At 67.5% G+C, this 14,520-nt stretch carries 19 protein-coding genes; 11 read left to right on the top strand and 8 right to left on the bottom strand.

The genetic code is table 11. The annotated features are described in order from the left end of the window. Positions 1-916: acyl-CoA carboxylase subunit beta (locus B4M62_RS05050; protein WP_290705882.1), on the bottom strand; the 916-nt coding region annotated here is incomplete at its 3' end. 76 nt (positions 917-992) lie between these two features. On the opposite strand from B4M62_RS05050, the gene B4M62_RS05045 reads away from it, so the two are divergent. Next, positions 993-1,793, top strand: a complete 801-nt coding sequence (locus B4M62_RS05045; protein ID WP_290705881.1) for a biotin--[acetyl-CoA-carboxylase] ligase — start codon at positions 993-995, stop codon at positions 1,791-1,793. A 27-nt stretch (positions 1,794-1,820) separates the two neighbouring features. Here B4M62_RS05045 and B4M62_RS05040 read toward each other — a convergent pair whose 3' ends face one another. Then, positions 1,821-2,423, bottom strand: coding sequence for a DUF6069 family protein (locus tag B4M62_RS05040; RefSeq protein WP_290705880.1), 603 nt, complete (start codon positions 2,421-2,423; stop codon positions 1,821-1,823). 23 nt (positions 2,424-2,446) lie between these two features. Between B4M62_RS05040 and B4M62_RS05035 the strand changes: the two genes are divergently transcribed. The 3 genes from B4M62_RS05035 (at position 2,447) to B4M62_RS05025 (ending at position 5,008) form a co-directional block, all read left to right on the top strand. Continuing rightward, complete coding sequence (locus B4M62_RS05035) at positions 2,447-2,974, top strand: PH domain-containing protein (RefSeq protein WP_290705879.1); 528 nt, start codon at positions 2,447-2,449, stop codon at positions 2,972-2,974. After that, complete coding sequence (locus tag B4M62_RS05030) at positions 2,971-3,648, top strand: response regulator transcription factor (RefSeq protein WP_290705878.1); 678 nt, start codon at positions 2,971-2,973, stop codon at positions 3,646-3,648. The genes B4M62_RS05035 and B4M62_RS05030 overlap by 4 nt, the downstream gene beginning before the upstream one ends. 61 nt (positions 3,649-3,709) lie before the next feature. Further along, a complete protein-coding gene (locus B4M62_RS05025) occupies positions 3,710-5,008 on the top strand; it encodes a HAMP domain-containing sensor histidine kinase (RefSeq protein WP_290705877.1) in 1,299 nt (432 codons plus the stop codon). Here B4M62_RS05025 and B4M62_RS05020 read toward each other — a convergent pair. Continuing rightward, on the bottom strand, positions 4,980-5,540 hold the full coding sequence (locus B4M62_RS05020) for a GtrA family protein (protein ID WP_290705876.1): 561 nt from the start codon (positions 5,538-5,540) through the stop codon (positions 4,980-4,982). The two genes, B4M62_RS05025 and B4M62_RS05020, sit on opposite strands and share 29 nt — an antisense overlap. A gap of 50 nt (positions 5,541-5,590) precedes the next feature. Between B4M62_RS05020 and B4M62_RS05015 the strand changes: the two genes are divergently transcribed. The 4 genes from B4M62_RS05015 to B4M62_RS05000 are packed head-to-tail and all read left to right on the top strand — an operon-like array spanning position 5,591 to position 8,796. Then, entirely contained in the window at positions 5,591-6,817 is a 1,227-nt protein-coding gene (locus B4M62_RS05015; RefSeq protein ID WP_414651782.1) for a 5-(carboxyamino)imidazole ribonucleotide synthase, read from the top strand. Next, the gene (purE, locus tag B4M62_RS05010; protein ID WP_290705875.1) at positions 6,801-7,337 is read left to right on the top strand and encodes a 5-(carboxyamino)imidazole ribonucleotide mutase; all 537 of its coding nucleotides are present in this window, start codon (positions 6,801-6,803) and stop codon (positions 7,335-7,337) included. The genes B4M62_RS05015 and purE overlap by 17 nt, the downstream gene beginning before the upstream one ends. Beyond that, entirely contained in the window at positions 7,337-8,266 is a 930-nt protein-coding gene (locus B4M62_RS05005; RefSeq protein WP_290705874.1) for an SMP-30/gluconolactonase/LRE family protein, read from the top strand. Before purE ends, B4M62_RS05005 begins: the two co-directional genes overlap by 1 nt. A gap of 56 nt (positions 8,267-8,322) precedes the next feature. After that, positions 8,323-8,796, top strand: a complete 474-nt coding sequence (locus B4M62_RS05000; protein ID WP_290705873.1) for a TM2 domain-containing protein — start codon at positions 8,323-8,325, stop codon at positions 8,794-8,796. Positions 8,797-8,800: 4 nt separating this feature from the next. Here B4M62_RS05000 and B4M62_RS04995 read toward each other — a convergent pair whose 3' ends face one another. From B4M62_RS04995 to B4M62_RS04985, 3 genes are read right to left on the bottom strand one after another with little or no spacing between them, the layout of a single operon-like run. Then, positions 8,801-9,493 (bottom strand): GNAT family N-acetyltransferase, encoded by a 693-nt coding sequence (locus tag B4M62_RS04995; RefSeq protein WP_290705889.1) that lies wholly within the window; start codon positions 9,491-9,493, stop codon positions 8,801-8,803. A 39-nt stretch (positions 9,494-9,532) separates the two neighbouring features. After that, entirely contained in the window at positions 9,533-10,354 is an 822-nt protein-coding gene (locus tag B4M62_RS04990; protein ID WP_290705872.1) for a dienelactone hydrolase family protein, read from the bottom strand. Next, on the bottom strand, positions 10,354-10,728 hold the full coding sequence (locus tag B4M62_RS04985) for a nitroreductase family deazaflavin-dependent oxidoreductase (protein ID WP_290705871.1): 375 nt from the start codon (positions 10,726-10,728) through the stop codon (positions 10,354-10,356). The genes B4M62_RS04990 and B4M62_RS04985 overlap by 1 nt, the downstream gene beginning before the upstream one ends. 83 nt (positions 10,729-10,811) lie before the next feature. Between B4M62_RS04985 and B4M62_RS04980 the strand changes: the two genes are divergently transcribed. Together B4M62_RS04980 and B4M62_RS04975 are read left to right on the top strand one after the other, a co-directional pair. Beyond that, entirely contained in the window at positions 10,812-11,399 is a 588-nt protein-coding gene (locus B4M62_RS04980) for a helix-turn-helix domain-containing protein (protein ID WP_344716975.1), read from the top strand. A gap of 51 nt (positions 11,400-11,450) precedes the next feature. After that, positions 11,451-12,611 carry an acyl-CoA dehydrogenase gene (locus B4M62_RS04975; RefSeq protein ID WP_290705870.1) on the top strand — a complete coding sequence of 387 codons (1,161 nt, stop codon included), beginning with the start codon at positions 11,451-11,453 and terminating at the stop codon, positions 12,609-12,611. An 82-nt stretch (positions 12,612-12,693) separates the two neighbouring features. Here the strand turns inward: B4M62_RS04975 and B4M62_RS04970 are convergent, their stop codons facing one another. Next, positions 12,694-13,380 (bottom strand): YdcF family protein, encoded by a 687-nt coding sequence (locus B4M62_RS04970; RefSeq protein WP_290705869.1) that lies wholly within the window; start codon positions 13,378-13,380, stop codon positions 12,694-12,696. 149 nt (positions 13,381-13,529) lie between these two features. Between B4M62_RS04970 and B4M62_RS04965 the strand changes: the two genes are divergently transcribed. Continuing rightward, positions 13,530-13,739 carry a hypothetical protein gene (locus B4M62_RS04965; RefSeq protein WP_290705868.1) on the top strand — a complete coding sequence of 70 codons (210 nt, stop codon included), beginning with the start codon at positions 13,530-13,532 and terminating at the stop codon, positions 13,737-13,739. A gap of 20 nt (positions 13,740-13,759) precedes the next feature. On the opposite strand, the gene B4M62_RS04960 is transcribed toward B4M62_RS04965, so the two are convergent. Continuing rightward, positions 13,760-14,467: a TIGR03089 family protein gene (locus B4M62_RS04960; RefSeq protein ID WP_290705867.1), complete on the bottom strand. Its 708-nt coding sequence runs from the start codon at positions 14,465-14,467 to the stop codon at positions 13,760-13,762. Positions 14,468-14,520: the final 53 nt, after the last annotated feature.

Genomic DNA, 14,520 nt, shown 5'->3' with positions numbered 1-14,520 from the left:
GCATGTCGTAGGGCTGGTTCGCCGAGTCGGGGACCAGGGTGTCGAGTTCGAGGTCCTCCGCGGTCAGATTGTCCTCGATCGAGCCGGTGGGAGTCGGGACCGGCAGGCGGGGCGGCTCAGCACGGTTGTTGCTGGGCAGGTAGGAGAGCAGATCTTTGACGTACTCGAGTGCGTCCTCTTCGTCGGGGGCGACATAGTGGGCCGCGCCCGAGCGCACCATGTGGGTCTGGGCGCCACCGAGGTCTTCCATGGTGACGTCCTCGCCGGTGACGGTCTTGATGACGTCCGGTCCGGTGACAAACATCTGACTGGTCTGGTCGACCATCACGACGAAGTCGGTGAGCGCCGGGGAGTAGACGTGACCGCCCGCCGCTGCGCCCATGATGAGCGAGATCTGCGGGATGACGCCCGAATTGCGCACGTTGCGGTGGAAGATCTCGCCGTAGAGGGCGAGTGAGACCACACCTTCCTGGATCCGGGCCCCGGCGCCATCGTTGATGCCGATGAGTGGGCGCCCAGTCTTGAGGGCGAGGTCCATGACCTTGACGATCTTTTCGCCGTAAACCTCGCCGAGGCTGCCGCCGAACACGGTGAAGTCTTGCGAGAAGACGCACACCTCACGGCCGTCGATGGTGCCGTAGCCGGTCACGACGCCGTCGCCCAGCGGCCGGTTCTCGCCGAGGCCGAAGTTGGTGGAGCGGTGCCGTGCCAGGGCGTCGATCTCCACGAAGGACCCTTCGTCGAGGAGGTGGGTGATGCGCTCGCGGGCGGTGAGCTTGTTCTTGGCGTGGACCTTCTCGACTGCCGCTTGGCCGACCGGGTGCTTGGTCTCCTCGAGTCGGTTGCGCAGATCGGCGAGCTTGCCGGCGGTCGTGTGGATGTCGGGAGACGACGAGTCCTGCGATGCGGTGGTCATGGGGGTTCATGCTAACGAGCCGGGGTACGGCCGCGCCAGCACCCCCGTGGCGAGGCATCGGCCTAGAGTTGAAGGCATGTCGGGTCTGATAGATCATCTTGCCGGAACCCGGTGGCGCCAGGTCGATGTTGTCGAATCGACCGGATCCACCAACGCCGACCTCGCGGTGGCGGCGTCGATCGAGGACATTGACGGGCGGGTGTTGGTCGCGCGGCATCAGACGGCCGGGCGTGGGCGCCACGACCGGACGTGGACCACTGGGCCGTCCGGAGCACTGACCTTCTCGGTCGGGGTCCGGGTCGGTGCGGCGACGTCGGCGATGGGTTGGCTTTCACTATTGGCCGGTGTCGCCGTCGCCGATGCCCTGGCACGCACCACCATGTTCGACGCGGTGCCGGGGGTGAAATGGCCCAACGACGTGTTGATCGGCGAGCGCAAGGTCGCCGGTGTGCTGTCGGAGTACTCGACCCGTGTCCTCGCGGGCGGGTCCGGCCGCGACGGGCAGGCCGTTATCGGGATCGGGGTGAATACGTCGATGACCCCCGACCAGCTGCCCGTTCCCGAGGCGACGTCGGTGTTCGTGGAGACCGGTCGAGCGATCGACGACGACGAGTTGGCGGTCGACATCCTTCGGGAGCTCGACGTCGAGTTGGCGATGTGGCCGTCGCGACTTGACGAGCTCGCCCAGGAATACCGCTCGAAATGCGTGACGCTGGGGCAACGGGTACGGCTGGTACTGCCGGGCGACAACGAACTGATCGGGACCGCCGTCGACGTCGACGCGCAGGGCCGGTTGCTGGTCACCGCGGACGGTGGGTCGACGACGGCTGTTGCCGCTGGCGATGTCACCCATCTGCGGGCTCACCCGCAGAGCTGACCGGGGCCGCTGAAGCAGACCGACCGGTCAGCGATGCGCTGACTGTCGTCCCACCATCGGGATGAGCGCGAGGATCGGCAACCCGATCACGAGGTGCAGGATCGACGTGCAGATACCGGCGACCAGGTCGCCGGTGGCGAGCAGAACCGGGATCACCACCGCCGCGAGCAGAAGTAATCCGACGATCCACGTGAAAAAACTGCCCGGTGCCGGCGTGATCAGCTGAAGCACGTACCAGAGCGCCGCGGCGAGCAGTGCGCAGAGGAAGCCGACCAGCGCGAACCACACCTCGCTCTGCTCCAGCGGGTTCCACACGCCCAGCGTGCCGGTCTCGTTGACGCGACTGGCGATCGTGCGCATGATCCAGGCCACCAGCCACACGGCGAGCGCGACCACCACTCCGGTCATGACGACCCCGCCGATGAACATCACCGGATTGAGGTTGGGCGCCCGGACGACCGGTGCGCGCGGCGGCGCGGGAGCGGGCGCGGATTCGGGTGCGGGTGCGGGTACGGGTGCTGGGTAATGCGGCTGACCCTCGTGGCTTTCCCGCGGATACATCGGGGGCTGGGCCGGCTGGGTGTAAGCCCTGGTGCCGGGGTTGTTGCCGCGCGGGTCGTGGTAGGTCATGGCCCACAGTCTAGGCGCGACATATGCTCGTCGGCATGGGCTATCCCGCACACAACCTGGCGCCCGGCGAGACCGTCGTGCTGCACCGCCACCCGCACTGGAAGCTGCTCATCCCGCCGTTTCTGGTGTTCGCGATCGTCTCGATGCTCACCGGCCTCCTCGTGGGCATCATCAGTGGCTCGACACTGGCCGGCACGAACCGGACGGTGGCGCTGATCGCCGTGGGCGTGTTTTGGGGGATCGCGCTGATCTGGTACTTCCTGCGCCCGCTCATCACCTGGGCCACGACCCACTTCGTCATCACCGACCGGCGGATCATCTATCGCAACGGTATCGTCGCCCGCTCGGGTATCGACATTCCGCTCTCGCGCATCAATACCGTCGAGTTCCGGCACGGGTTGGTCGACCGGCTGCTGCGCACCGGGACGCTGGTGATCGAGTCTGCTTCCGACGAGCCGCTGACCTTCCACAACATTCCCGACGTCGAACGGGTGCACGCCCTGCTTTACGAAGAGGTGCTCGACGACCTCGACGCGCCGGAGTTCCGATGACCGAGGTGCTGCTCGCCGAGGACGACGCCGCGATCGCCGAACCGCTGGCGCGGGCGCTGACCCGCGAAGGCTACGGCTGTGTGGTCGTCGCCGACGGGCCCGCCGCGCTCGAGCAGGCCATCGATCCCCGTTTCGAACTGCTCGTCCTGGACCTCGGACTGCCGAAGATGGATGGGCTCGAGGTGTGCCGGGAGTTACGCATCCGCCGCCCCGACCTGCCTGTCCTGATGCTCACCGCGCGTACCGACGAGGTCGACTTCGTCGTCGGCCTCGATGCTGGTGCCGACGACTATGTCGGCAAACCCTTCCGGCTGGCAGAACTACTCGCGCGGGTGCGCGCCCTCCTGCGTCGCAAGCCGGCGGTGGCCGAAGAGGTCCTCGTCGGCGGGGCGATAGTGCTGGACACGCGCGCGCGCCGCGTCCTCCTCGACGGCGAGGACGTCGTGCTCGCCAACCGGGAGTTCGATCTGCTGCAATTCCTCATGGAGCGACCCGGGCAGGTCGTCAGCCGGGATGAACTCGTCACCGAGGTGTGGGGATCTGCCGACCTGCGGTCCTCGAAGACCCTGGACATGCACGTGTCCTGGCTTCGCCGCAAGATCGGCGACGACCGCGCCGACCGGCCGCGCCACATCGTCACGGTGCGCGGCATGGGGTTCCGATTCGATGCGTGACGTGTCGACTCCCGCGATGGGCGCCTGAGTGCGCCGGCGGATCCGGAGCTCGATGATCGGCATGGTGCTGATCGTCGGGATCCTGCTGGGGGTGCCGCTCTCGGTCATCGCCTGGTGGTGGATTGCCGACACCACCCATCAGGACCTCGATCTGCGGCTCAAACACATCGCGAGCGAGTTGATCCAGTTGGAGGAACCCGGTGGGGAACTTGATGCCGGTCTGCTGGCCGGATCCCGGGTGGGTCTGCTGATTCCCGAAAGCGGGATGCTACGGGTGACCCACCGCGTGCCGACAGCGCCGGGTGCGGCACCGCGCCTGGTCACGACCACACTGGGTGCGCCGATCGCGGGGCGGGAGTTCGCCGACTCCATCAACCTCGGCGAAGCCGGCACCGTCGAGCTGGCGATTCCGGTGAACCAGGTGCGCCGCGACCAGTGGGGCGGGGTGGCGATCGTGGCGGCGGCGGTGCTGGCTTCGGCCGGGACGGGCGTCGGCGTGGCGACGGTGACCGCGCGCCGGCTCGCCGACCCGTTGACGCGGGTCGCGGACCGGGCGTCGGCGATGGCGCGCGGCGACTTCCGGTCGGAGTGGCCGGAGTATGGGATACCCGAGCTCGACCGCGTGTCGCGTGCCCTGGGGGCGGCGAATACTGAGATTGCCACCCGACTGGACCGGGAGGGCGGAATTGTCGGCGAGGTGTCGCATCAGTTGCGCAGTCGGCTGACTGCGATCCAGTTGCGGCTGGACGAGCTCGCGATGCATCCGGACCCCGCTGTCGTCGCCGAAGCCGAGGCCGCGGCCAGCCAGGTCGACCGCCTGACCCGCGAACTCGACGAGATGGTCGTCGCCTCGAGGGTCAGCGAGGGAGAGCCGGCGACCGAGGTCGACGTCGAGTCGATGGTCCGGACCCTGGTCGCCGATTTCGCCCCGGCATTCGCGGCGGCCGATCGACAGGTGCGGATCGTGACCCTCGGCTCGGCGCCGGCAGTGGTGTGGACCGCGCAGCCGAGTCGGCTGCGCGAGGCCCTCGCCGTACTGCTGGACAATGCGTTGCACCACGGCCGGGGGAGCGCCACGGTGTCCCTGGACGCGTTGGCGACCGCGGGAATGCTGCGACTCCAGGTGACCGATCAGGGCCCCGGGGTGCCCGACGATCTCGTCGACAAGATCTTCCGCCGCGGGTTCACCGGCGGGGTGTCGACCGGGACCGGGGTCGGCCTGTCACTGGCCCGGGCGCTGGTGGAGGCCGACGGCGGTCGACTGGAGCTGACCTCGCGCCGGCCGCCGGTGTTCGCGATCGTCGTGCCCGCCGCCGCGCCGACCGAACCGGTCAAGCGTGACCGAGCTCCTCATCGGTGAGTTCGACCAGATTGGGGCTCAGGTCGGTGGAGCCGCCCTCGCCGCCCGGTGGGGTGAGCTCGGGGAAGGCGAAACGGCGCAACGCCCAGAACCGGAACGCCATCTGCAGGATGTTGCCGATGATGTAGGCGAGGATGAAGTCGAGTATCGCGAGCTTGAGGCCCTGGGGCGCCTCGCGGAGGCTGAACATGTTGTTGGCGACCCACAGTGGCGCCGCGGCCAGCAAGACGCCGATCCCGCTGATCACGAAGAACAGCAGCGCCTCATGGTGGCGCTCACGTCCGCCACGGTTGTTGAAGGTCCACTCGCGGTTGAGGATGTAGCTCAGGATCGTCGCGACGACGCCGGAGATGATCTTGGCGACGGTCGGCTTTCCCTCGAGGATCGTGTATGCCAGCGGGTAGAAGATCGCCATGTCGACGATGAAGGTGGTGCCGCCGACGATGGCGAACTTGATCAGCTCGCGGTGACGAATGGCGATCCGGTGCAGCGGACCGGGAAGCGCGTTGATCACGTCGTTGACAAAGGGCACAAGGTTCAAGTCTACGGGCACGGTTCGCGTCGCCGGAAACATGCGGCAGGATGGACGTCGTGTTGAGATCCGTTTCACCGATGCCGGTGGTCACCATGGTCGGCGGTGGTCAGCTGGCGCGGATGACCCACCAGTCAGCAATTGCGTTGGGCCAATGCCTGCGGGTCCTTGCCGCGAGCGAGGATGATCCCGCCGCGCAGGTCAGCGCCGACGTCGTCATCGGGTCGCATGAGCGCCTCGACGATCTGCGGCGATCTGCGGCCGGTGCGAACGTGCTCACCTTCGACCACGAGGGGGTGCCGGTGGCGCACCTCGAGGCGCTCGAGGCCGAGGGGGTGGCGGTGCGGCCGCCATCGAAGGCACTGCGCTTTGCGCAGGACAAGCTGGCCATGCGGACGCGGCTCACCGCGCTCGGCCTGCCGGTGCCCGACTTCGCCGACCTCGCCGGCGACCGCGCCGCCGCGCGCGGGGTGCTGCGCGAGTTCGGCGCGCAGCACCGCTGGGACGTCGTGCTCAAAGCCGTGCGGGGCGGGTACGACGGTCGCGGGGTCTGGCTGGTCGACGACGAGCAGCAGGCGCTGGACCTGTTCGACCGTGCCGATGCGTCGACCCGGCTGATGGTCGAGGCGAGGGTGTCCATGCGGCGCGAGTTGTCGGCGCTGATCGCGCGGTCGCCCTTCGGTCAGGGGGCGGCCTGGCCGGTGGTCGAGACCATTCAGCGGCAAGGGCAGTGCGCGGTTGTGGTGGCGCCCGCGCCTGGGTTGGCGCCCGACGTCGCCGAGCAGGCGCAGCAGATGGCGCTGCGGCTGGCTGAGGAGCTCGGGGTCATCGGGGTCATGGCCATGGAGCTGTTCGAGACCGCTGACGGGGGCCTGGTCGTCAACGAACTGGCGATGCGTCCGCACAACAGCGGCCATTGGTCGATGGACGGCGCTATCACCTCCCAGTTCGAGCAGCACCTGCGGGCGATCCTCGACTATCCCCTGGGGCCGACCGACATCGTTGCCGGTCCGGTCGTGATGGCCAACGTGCTGGGTGCCGCGCAAGCGCCGGCGATGTCGATGGACGAGCGCGTCCACCACCTGATGGCGCGGCTGCCCGAGGCGAAGCTTCACCTGTACGGCAAGGGAGAACGGCCCGATCGCAAGATCGGGCATGTCAATATCGTGGGTGCGCCGGGCGCGTCGGTCGACGAGGTCCGCGAGCGTGCTGAACGGGCGGCGACGTGGCTGTCGACCGCACGCTGGACCGACGGATGGGATGTACACGGTGAGTGACGCAGCAAGCAATGCGACCGGGGGGCCGCGCGTCGGCCTGATCATGGGCAGCGATTCGGATTGGCCGACGATGACCGCCGCCGCCGACGCCCTCGCCGAGTTCGGGGTGCCGTTCGAGGTGGGCGTCGTCTCGGCGCACCGCACCCCTCAGTTGATGCTGGACTATGCGAAAGGCGCTGCCGGACGTGGACTGTCGGTCATCATCGCCGGCGCAGGTGGGGCGGCGCACCTGCCGGGCATGGTGGCGTCGGCCACGCCGTTGCCGGTCATCGGCGTTCCGGTGCCGTTGAAGTACCTCGACGGCATGGATTCGCTGCTGTCGATTGTGCAGATGCCCGCCGGGGTGCCGGTGGCCACGGTCTCCATCGGCGGCGCCCGCAATGCCGGACTGCTGGCGGTCCGCATCCTGGCCGCGGGTGACCCGTCGCTGCAGCAGCGGATGGTGAAGTTCCAGGAGGATCTGGCGGCGATGGTCGCCGACAAGGACGCCGCGCTGCGGCAAGAGCTGATGGGACGGTGATGGCTGCGATCGAGCTGCGCCCGGTTCGGGTCGTCGAGGTCGGCCGCGGCCCCGAGGATGTGGTGGTCGCCGCCGACGGGACGGTCTACACGGGGCTCGAAGACGGTCGGCTGCTCTCGATTGCGCCGGGGACCGGTGCGGTCACCCAGGTCGGCGACACCGGCGGACGGCCGCTGGGTATCGAACTGTTCGACGACGGCCGACTCCTCGTCGCCGACGCGCACCGGGGCCTGCTCGTGGCCGACCCGGCCACCGGGGCCGTCGAGGAACTTGTCACGGCGATCGACGGCCGTCAGATGGTGTTCTGCAACAACGCTGCGGTCATGGGCACCGGGGACATTTGGTTCACCGACTCCTCGACGCTGCACCCGATCGAGCGCTGGAAACACGATCTCGTCGAAGACACTCGAACAGGCCGGTTGTTTCGGCGCGACGCGGCAGATGGATCGGTGACCACCGTGCTCGACGGGCTGGCCTTCGCCAACGGGGTCGCATTGGCCGCCGACGAGTCGTATGTCTGCGTCGCCGAGACGGCTGCGCGCACCGTGGTGCGCTGGTGGTTGACCGGATCCAAGGCGGGCACCCGGGACTATCTGGTTTCCGACCTGCCGGGCTATCCGGACAACATTGCGCGCGGCAGCGACGGGCTGATCTGGGTGACGATCGCCTCACCCACCGAACCGCTGGTGTCCGCGCTGCAGCGTGCACCGAGGTTTCTGCGCCGCATGTCGACGAAGGTCCCCGACGTTCTGCAACCGAAGCCGAAGCAGACCGTGCGGGTTCAGGCCTTCGACGACGCCGGCCGGTTGCGGCACGATATCCACGGCGACGCGTCGGACTTCCACATGGTCACCGGTGTCCGCGAGCACCACGGTCGGGTGTGGTTGGGAAGTCTGGAAACCGAGGTCGTCGGGGTCCTCGACCTGTAGCCCGGCCGGCTGAGCCGGCATAGCACCGGCCGGCCATCCGATATAAGGTGGCGGCCGTGACTTCGCCTGATCCGTTCGCCAACCCGTCCAATCCAGCGCAGCCCGGTGCGCCGTTTCCCGGACAGCCCCAACCCGGCGCCAACCCCTACGAGGGTGGCTACGCCCAGCCCGGTGATCCGGCCCAGTCTGGTTACGCCCAGTCCGGTTACGGTCAGCCCGGCGGCTACCCGCAGCCCGGCTACCCGCAGCCCGGCTACCCGCAGCCCGGCTACGCGTATGCCGCACCGCAGTTCGACGAGTGGGGGAACCCACTCTCGGACAAGAGCAAGATGGTCGCCGGCCTGCTCCAGATCTTCTTGGGCTCCTTCGGCGTCGGACGCTTCTATCTCGGCTACTCCGGGATCGCGATCGCGCAGATCGCGGTGACGTGGCTGACCTGCGGCTTGGGTGGCATCTGGCCGTTCATCGACGGCATCATGATGCTGACCGGGAAGGTGCCCGACTCGGGCGGGCGCAAACTGCGCGACTGACCGGCTACGGGACCGAAAGGATTTCGAGACCGACCTCGTCGACCAATTCGAATCCCATTCGTTCGTAGAGCGCGCGGGCCGGGTTGTCGGCGGAGGTGTGCAGAAATGGCGTGTCGCCGCGGCCGACGATGTGTGCGCCGACCGCACGGATGAGGCGACCGGCCAGCCCTTGCCCGCGTGCGTGGGGCGCGGTGGCGACGGCGCTGATCTCGCCCCAGCCGGGTGGGCGCATGCGCTCGCCGGCCATGGCGATCAGTTGCCCGTCCTCGTCGCGAAAACCGAGGTATCGGCCCAGTTCGATGGTGCGCCGCGTGAATGGGCCGGGCTGCGTCTGCGCGATCAGGGTGAGCATGTCGTCGGTGTCGTTGGGTCCGAGGACGACTGCCGCGTCGTCGGGCCGCGTGTGAAGCTCCGCGCCGGAAAAGACGAGCAACCGGACGGTGCGCAACAGCGTCCAGTGCTCCGGTATCGGCGATCGTCGTCCGCGCAGCCCTACCGTCGAATCGGGGCCCGCCAGCGCACGTAGATCAGCCCAGTCGTCGCCGGTGAGTTCGGCGGGGTGGGCGTAGAAGACCGAGACCGCCGGGTCGTAGCGGCTGATCCGGCCACGGGTACGGGCGAACCGCGCGTGCGGGCCGCGCAATGATTGAGAGACGGGATCGCGCAGCACCTCGAGTGCCGGCGGTGCATCCGCCATGTCAGCCACCAGGCAGACCGATGGCGCGCCACGGTGGCGTCACGTGGTTACGCCCAGCTTCTCGGTGAAGAAACCGAGTACCCGGTCCAATGCCTCGCGCGTCGGCTCGCCCGGTTCGTCGATCAGGTGCTCGGTCACCACCGAGTGCGGCGGAATGGCGCCCTTTGGGTTGGCCGCCGAATTGGGGAGTTCGATGCTGATGAACGCGTCGCCGAGCTGTTCGCGCAGAAAGTCGAATCGCTCTGCGGGAACCAGATGGTCGCCGTTGAACCGCATCCCCAGCACCTGCAGCCCGGCGGCACAGCGAGTCTTGACCCGTGCCAGATCATCGTCGGAGATATCGATGTTGCGGGCACTGCCGACCGGTCGCAGCGGTAGCGACGGCTGGGACAGGACCGGGGCGATGATCGTGTCATCGACTGCCATCGCCAATGCGAATCCGCCGGTCACACACATCCCGATGGCGCCGACACCCGGACCGCCGCAGCGGGCGTGCGCCTCGCGGGCCAGGGCGCGCAACCACGTGACGACCGGGGAACTGCGGCCGGTCGCCAGGATCGTGAACTCGCGGCTGATGCAGACTTTGCGAACCAGGCTGCCGGCCATCCGTCCCGACGCCACCACGTCCGAGGCGCTGGCCGGGAGAATCGACTGGCCGTCGATCCCGAACAGCGATGGCATGAAGGCGGTGCAGCCGGCGTCGGCGACGCGCCGGGCGAAATCGGCGACCAGCGGTGTGATGCCGGGGATCTCCGAGAGAACGATCACCGCCGGACCGGAGCCCTGGACGTACACCTGGTGCGTCACACCGTCGGCGGTGAACTGTTCGGTCGCGAAGTCGTCGAGCGGGTCGCGCGGCATTACTGCTCCAGGAGGGTGCCGTTGAGGACGTAGTCGCTGATCCGGGCTGGCAGCCGGGCGCCCTTGACGATGTCCGGGGAGTCCGACGGCACAACGCGTGGGCCGACGACGGTGTAGCGCTTGTTCTTGCGGATGAGATCGAAGCGTCCCGCCGCCTGCGCGTTGCGGATCCAGTCGGTGTCCGCACCGTAGACGAGGATGATCGACAGTCGGTCGCCCTCGACCCAGGCGAGCACCGGGGTCGAGTAGTGGGTGCCGGACTTGCGGCCGATGTGTTCCACCGTGGCCCATGGGGCCAGGTGCGGGGCCCACTGCCGCTGGATCGGGTTGGTCACCTTTTTGTTGAAGCGCGCGACGGCGCGGGGGATCTTCATGCCTTCAGTGTGACTGATGTCGTGGATGCGGGTGGGCCGACTCCGCAGTGTCGGATGGCCGCCGATGGGCGATACTGGTCGACATGACCGCGACGGATTCGGAACCGCAGACGAGCGCCGACGTCGCGGGGTTCCGGATGCACGTTGTCGCCGAGTCGATCCGGCTGTTCTCCGAGCAGGGCTATGACGCCACCACCGTCGATGAGGTGGCCGGTGCGGCCGGGACGTCGCGCCGCACGCTGTTCCGGATGTTCCACTCCAAGGAAGACTTGATCTTTGTCGATCACGAGTCGTTGCTGGCGGAGGTTGCCGACCTCCTCGCAGCCACCGACGCAGACCCCTGGCGGGCGGTCTGCGCGGGTGCCGAACTGGTCTTCGCCCACTATGACAAGCATCGCGATCTGGCGGTTCGCCGCTATGCGATTGTGTCGCAGACTCCCGCCCTGCGTGACCGTGAACTGGTCACCACCTACCGGTATCAGCGGTTGTTCGAGGATTTCCTGCGCGACCGGTTGCCGTGCGCCGCACCCGAGCGGATCGTCGGCTTTGCGGCAGCGGTCACCGGCGTGCACAACTATGTCTTGCGCTCGATGTTGCGCGGCGAGGCGGGCGGCGGCGCCGAGCATCTCGACGTCGAACTGCGGTTGTTGTGCGATGCGCTGATCCCATGATGAACTGTACGAACACAAGTTGGCACTGCGTGTCAGGAGGAGTGAGAGACCATGGTCGGCAATCCGGATTTTGATCTGTTCCAGCTGCCCGAGGAGCATCAGGCGCTGCGCGAGGCGATCCGTGCCCTCGCCGAGAAGGAGATCGCCCCGTACGCCAAGGAGGTCGATGAGAAGGCGCGGTTCCCGGAGGAGGCCCGCACGGCACTTATCGCCAGCGGTTTCAACGCCATCCACGTGCCCGAGCAGTTCGACGGCCAGGGAGGCGACTCGATCGCCGCGTGCATCGTGATCGAGGAGGTCGCCCGCGTCGACGTGTCTGCGTCGCTGATCCCCGCGGTCAACAAACTCGGCACCATGGGACTGATCCTCGCCGGCGACGACGCGCTCAAGTCGAAGGTGCTGCCCTCGATCGCGTCGGGCGAGGCCATGGCCTCGTACGCGCTCTCCGAGCGCGAGGCCGGTTCTGATGCCGCCGCCATGAAGACCCGTGCGCGCAAAGACGGCAACAGCTGGGTGATCAACGGATCCAAGTGCTGGATCACCAACGGTGGACAGTCGTCTTGGTACACGGTCATGGCGGTCACCGATCCCGACCAGGGTGCCAACGGCATCTCCGCGTTCATGGTCCACAAGGATGACCCGGGCTTCACCGTCGGGCCGCTCGAGCACAAACTCGGCATCAAGGGCAGCCCGACCGCCGAACTCTACTTCGAGAACTGCACCATCCCCGACGACCGGATCATCGGCGACGAGGGCACCGGCTTCAAGACCGCGCTCGCCACGCTGGACCATACCCGTCCGACGATCGGCGCCCAGGCCGTCGGCGTTGCCCAGGGTGCTTTGGACGCGTCCATTGCCTATGTCAAGGATCGCAAGCAGTTCGGCAAGACGATCAGCCAGTTCCAGGGCGTTGAATTCATGATTGCCGACATGGCGATGAAGGTGGAGGCCGCCCGCCTCATGGTCTACACCGCTGCCGCGCGGGCCGAGCGCGGCGAGAAGAACCTCGGATTCATCAGTTCCGCGTCGAAATGCCTGGCCTCCGACGTCGCGATGGAGGTCACCACCGACGCCGTCCAACTCTTCGGTGGTGCCGGCTACACGACCGACTTCCCGGTCGAACGCATGATGCGCGACGCCAAGATCACACAGATCTATGAGGGGACCAACCAGATCCAGCGCGTGGTGATGAGTCGCGCGCTGCTGCGCTGAGGTCGCCGGAAATCCGATAACGGCCGTCGCGAGCGTCGCGACGGCCGTTATCGGTGCTTAAGTCGGTTGGTGTGCTGAAGACCTAACTCGAGCCCATCGAGCCGAGCCCACCGGAGCTCGACCCGCTGCCATTGCCCGGTCCGGGGATCACGCCCGCGACCGGTATCGAACCGTTGACCGCAGACCGGAAGTTCGTCATCGCTCGGCGCAGATGGTCATAGCTGGTCACCACGACAACGCCGGAGGCACCGCCTGCGGCGAGCATCGGTGCGACGTACTTGGCGTTCTCCGCGGTGGACTGCGCGCGGTTCTCCGTCGCGATGCGATTGGCCGGGATGCCGTGTTGGATCAACCAGGTCTTCATCGCCTGCGCCTCGCTGCGCCCGGCCCGCCGGTTGGTCACGCCGCCGGTGGTGATGATTCCAGCAGTGGGGTAGCCGCGGGCCAGCTGCAGGGCCGCGTCGAGACGGGGAATGAGTACCCCGGGCATGGAGCCGTTGTTGTTGAGGCGGGCACCGAGCACGACCAGGCGGGTCCCGATGGGGTTCAGGTTCAAGATCACCGGTGCGCGCGGGCTCAGGGCCTCGATCGCCGAGCACGTCTTGATGACCTGGAAATTAGGAATCTGACAGCCGGTCGTCGAGAGCAGGCCGTTGTAGAGCACGGGGCCGTCGGCTTGCGCGTGGGGGGCGACGGCAGCATTGGCTGCGCCGACAACCGACGTCGCAGCGGCCAGCGCCGCAACTGTGCGCTTCACTCTGAGTGACACGGCTATCACCGTAGCCACGAGTGTCGCCGGAGGGAAATGGCGATCACCAATCGATGCGGCGGCGTGACCGGTTTGTGAGGACACCGCCGAGTGGGCACCTGAGTCCCGTCGAGTGGGCAGTTTGCGCTAGTCGATACGATGAGCGCGCCATGAAAACTATCCAACTTGCATCGTCGTGGGATCCCGCAGCACTCACGATCGGTGTCACGGTCTATGCCGCAGCGATCCTGATCTGTTTGCTGGTCGGCGTCAACGCGGCGAGCCGTGGTCGGCGTCGGCTCGCCATTGCGATGGCCGTGGCCGTGGGCGCTCTCACCGTTCTCGGCGTGGTTCTTGCGGTCATGTCGAGTATTCACTGAGCGGTCGTTGGCGCGGGGGTTCATCGACGCATGGTCGTCGCTCGTTCTACTTCGGCTCGTGCGGCAAGCCGCTCCTCGTCTGCATTCGCGACGACGACCAGGCTTGCGCCGACCACCAGCGGCGCCAACAGGTTCTCGATGATCGCGGCGGCGGTGCGCCAGACCCGCGTGCTCAGTACGCGCGAACCGCACTCGATGCCGGCAACCGTGGCGGCGGTGCGCGCCTGGTCGAGCACTAGTTCTGGGAAATGGCCTTCGAGCATGGCGCTGACGGCAGTGCTCGGGCTGAAGTTGTCGCTGTGGATGCGTACCGCGGGGCCGTAGTCGATGACGCCGACTGGGAGTTCGGGGACTCCCAGTCCGAACGGGTCCAGCGACGCGACCACAATCTCCTCGGCGTCGGGGTAGCTATCGAGGCCACCAGTCCAGGTCACCACGGCGCGAGGGGTATCGACGGAGTCGCCGGGTAGGACAACCCCGATTCCAGCCCACCATGCCCCGAGCAGAATCGCGACGGTCTGCCAGTGCTCGGGAAGGTCGACGAGGATCGTGTCCGCCGGCGACAGACCCAACTCGTCGCGGAAGAAGTTGGCGGTCTTGGCTGCCCAGTTGCCCAGCGTCAACGCCGACAACTCGGTGCGCTCACCGGTGTCATCGTCGTAGAAGGTGAGCATCGGTCGGGTCGGGTCGGGAGTCGCAGTCAGGATCTCATCGGTAATGGTTGCCACGTGTTGCAGGCTAGCGGCTCGACATATGTGCAGGTCACCGAGATGTCAATCCG

Source organism: Gordonia sp. UBA5067, assembly GCF_002414845.1.
In the GTDB taxonomy this organism is placed as follows: domain Bacteria; phylum Actinomycetota; class Actinomycetes; order Mycobacteriales; family Mycobacteriaceae; genus Gordonia; species Gordonia defluvii.
Note: the sequence above shows the minus strand (reverse complement) of the source record. Positions and strands in the feature narration are given on the sequence as shown.

Bases quoted from the DNA above. Each gene is read 5' to 3' on its own strand.
- B4M62_RS04975 (WP_290705870.1), top strand. From the start codon at position 11,451: ATGGTCGGCAATCCGGATTTTGATCTGTTCCAGCTGCCCGAGGAGCAT.
- B4M62_RS04980 (WP_344716975.1), top strand. From the start codon at position 10,812: ATGACCGCGACGGATTCGGAACCGCAGACGAGCGCCGACGTCGCGGGG.
- B4M62_RS04965 (WP_290705868.1), top strand. From the start codon at position 13,530: ATGAAAACTATCCAACTTGCATCGTCGTGGGATCCCGCAGCACTCACG.
- B4M62_RS05035 (WP_290705879.1), top strand. From the start codon at position 2,447: ATGCTCGTCGGCATGGGCTATCCCGCACACAACCTGGCGCCCGGCGAG.
- B4M62_RS05045 (WP_290705881.1), top strand. From the start codon at position 993: ATGTCGGGTCTGATAGATCATCTTGCCGGAACCCGGTGGCGCCAGGTC.
- B4M62_RS05025 (WP_290705877.1), top strand. From the start codon at position 3,710: ATGGTGCTGATCGTCGGGATCCTGCTGGGGGTGCCGCTCTCGGTCATC.
- B4M62_RS05015 (WP_414651782.1), top strand. From the start codon at position 5,591: ATGGACGTCGTGTTGAGATCCGTTTCACCGATGCCGGTGGTCACCATG.
- B4M62_RS04990 (WP_290705872.1), bottom strand. From the start codon at position 10,354: ATGCCGCGCGACCCGCTCGACGACTTCGCGACCGAACAGTTCACCGCC.
- B4M62_RS05040 (WP_290705880.1), bottom strand. From the start codon at position 2,423: ATGACCTACCACGACCCGCGCGGCAACAACCCCGGCACCAGGGCTTAC.
- B4M62_RS05005 (WP_290705874.1), top strand. From the start codon at position 7,337: ATGGCTGCGATCGAGCTGCGCCCGGTTCGGGTCGTCGAGGTCGGCCGC.
- purE (WP_290705875.1), top strand. From the start codon at position 6,801: ATGTACACGGTGAGTGACGCAGCAAGCAATGCGACCGGGGGGCCGCGC.
- B4M62_RS04985 (WP_290705871.1), bottom strand. From the start codon at position 10,728: ATGAAGATCCCCCGCGCCGTCGCGCGCTTCAACAAAAAGGTGACCAAC.
- B4M62_RS04995 (WP_290705889.1), bottom strand. From the start codon at position 9,493: ATGGCGGATGCACCGCCGGCACTCGAGGTGCTGCGCGATCCCGTCTCT.
- B4M62_RS05030 (WP_290705878.1), top strand. From the start codon at position 2,971: ATGACCGAGGTGCTGCTCGCCGAGGACGACGCCGCGATCGCCGAACCG.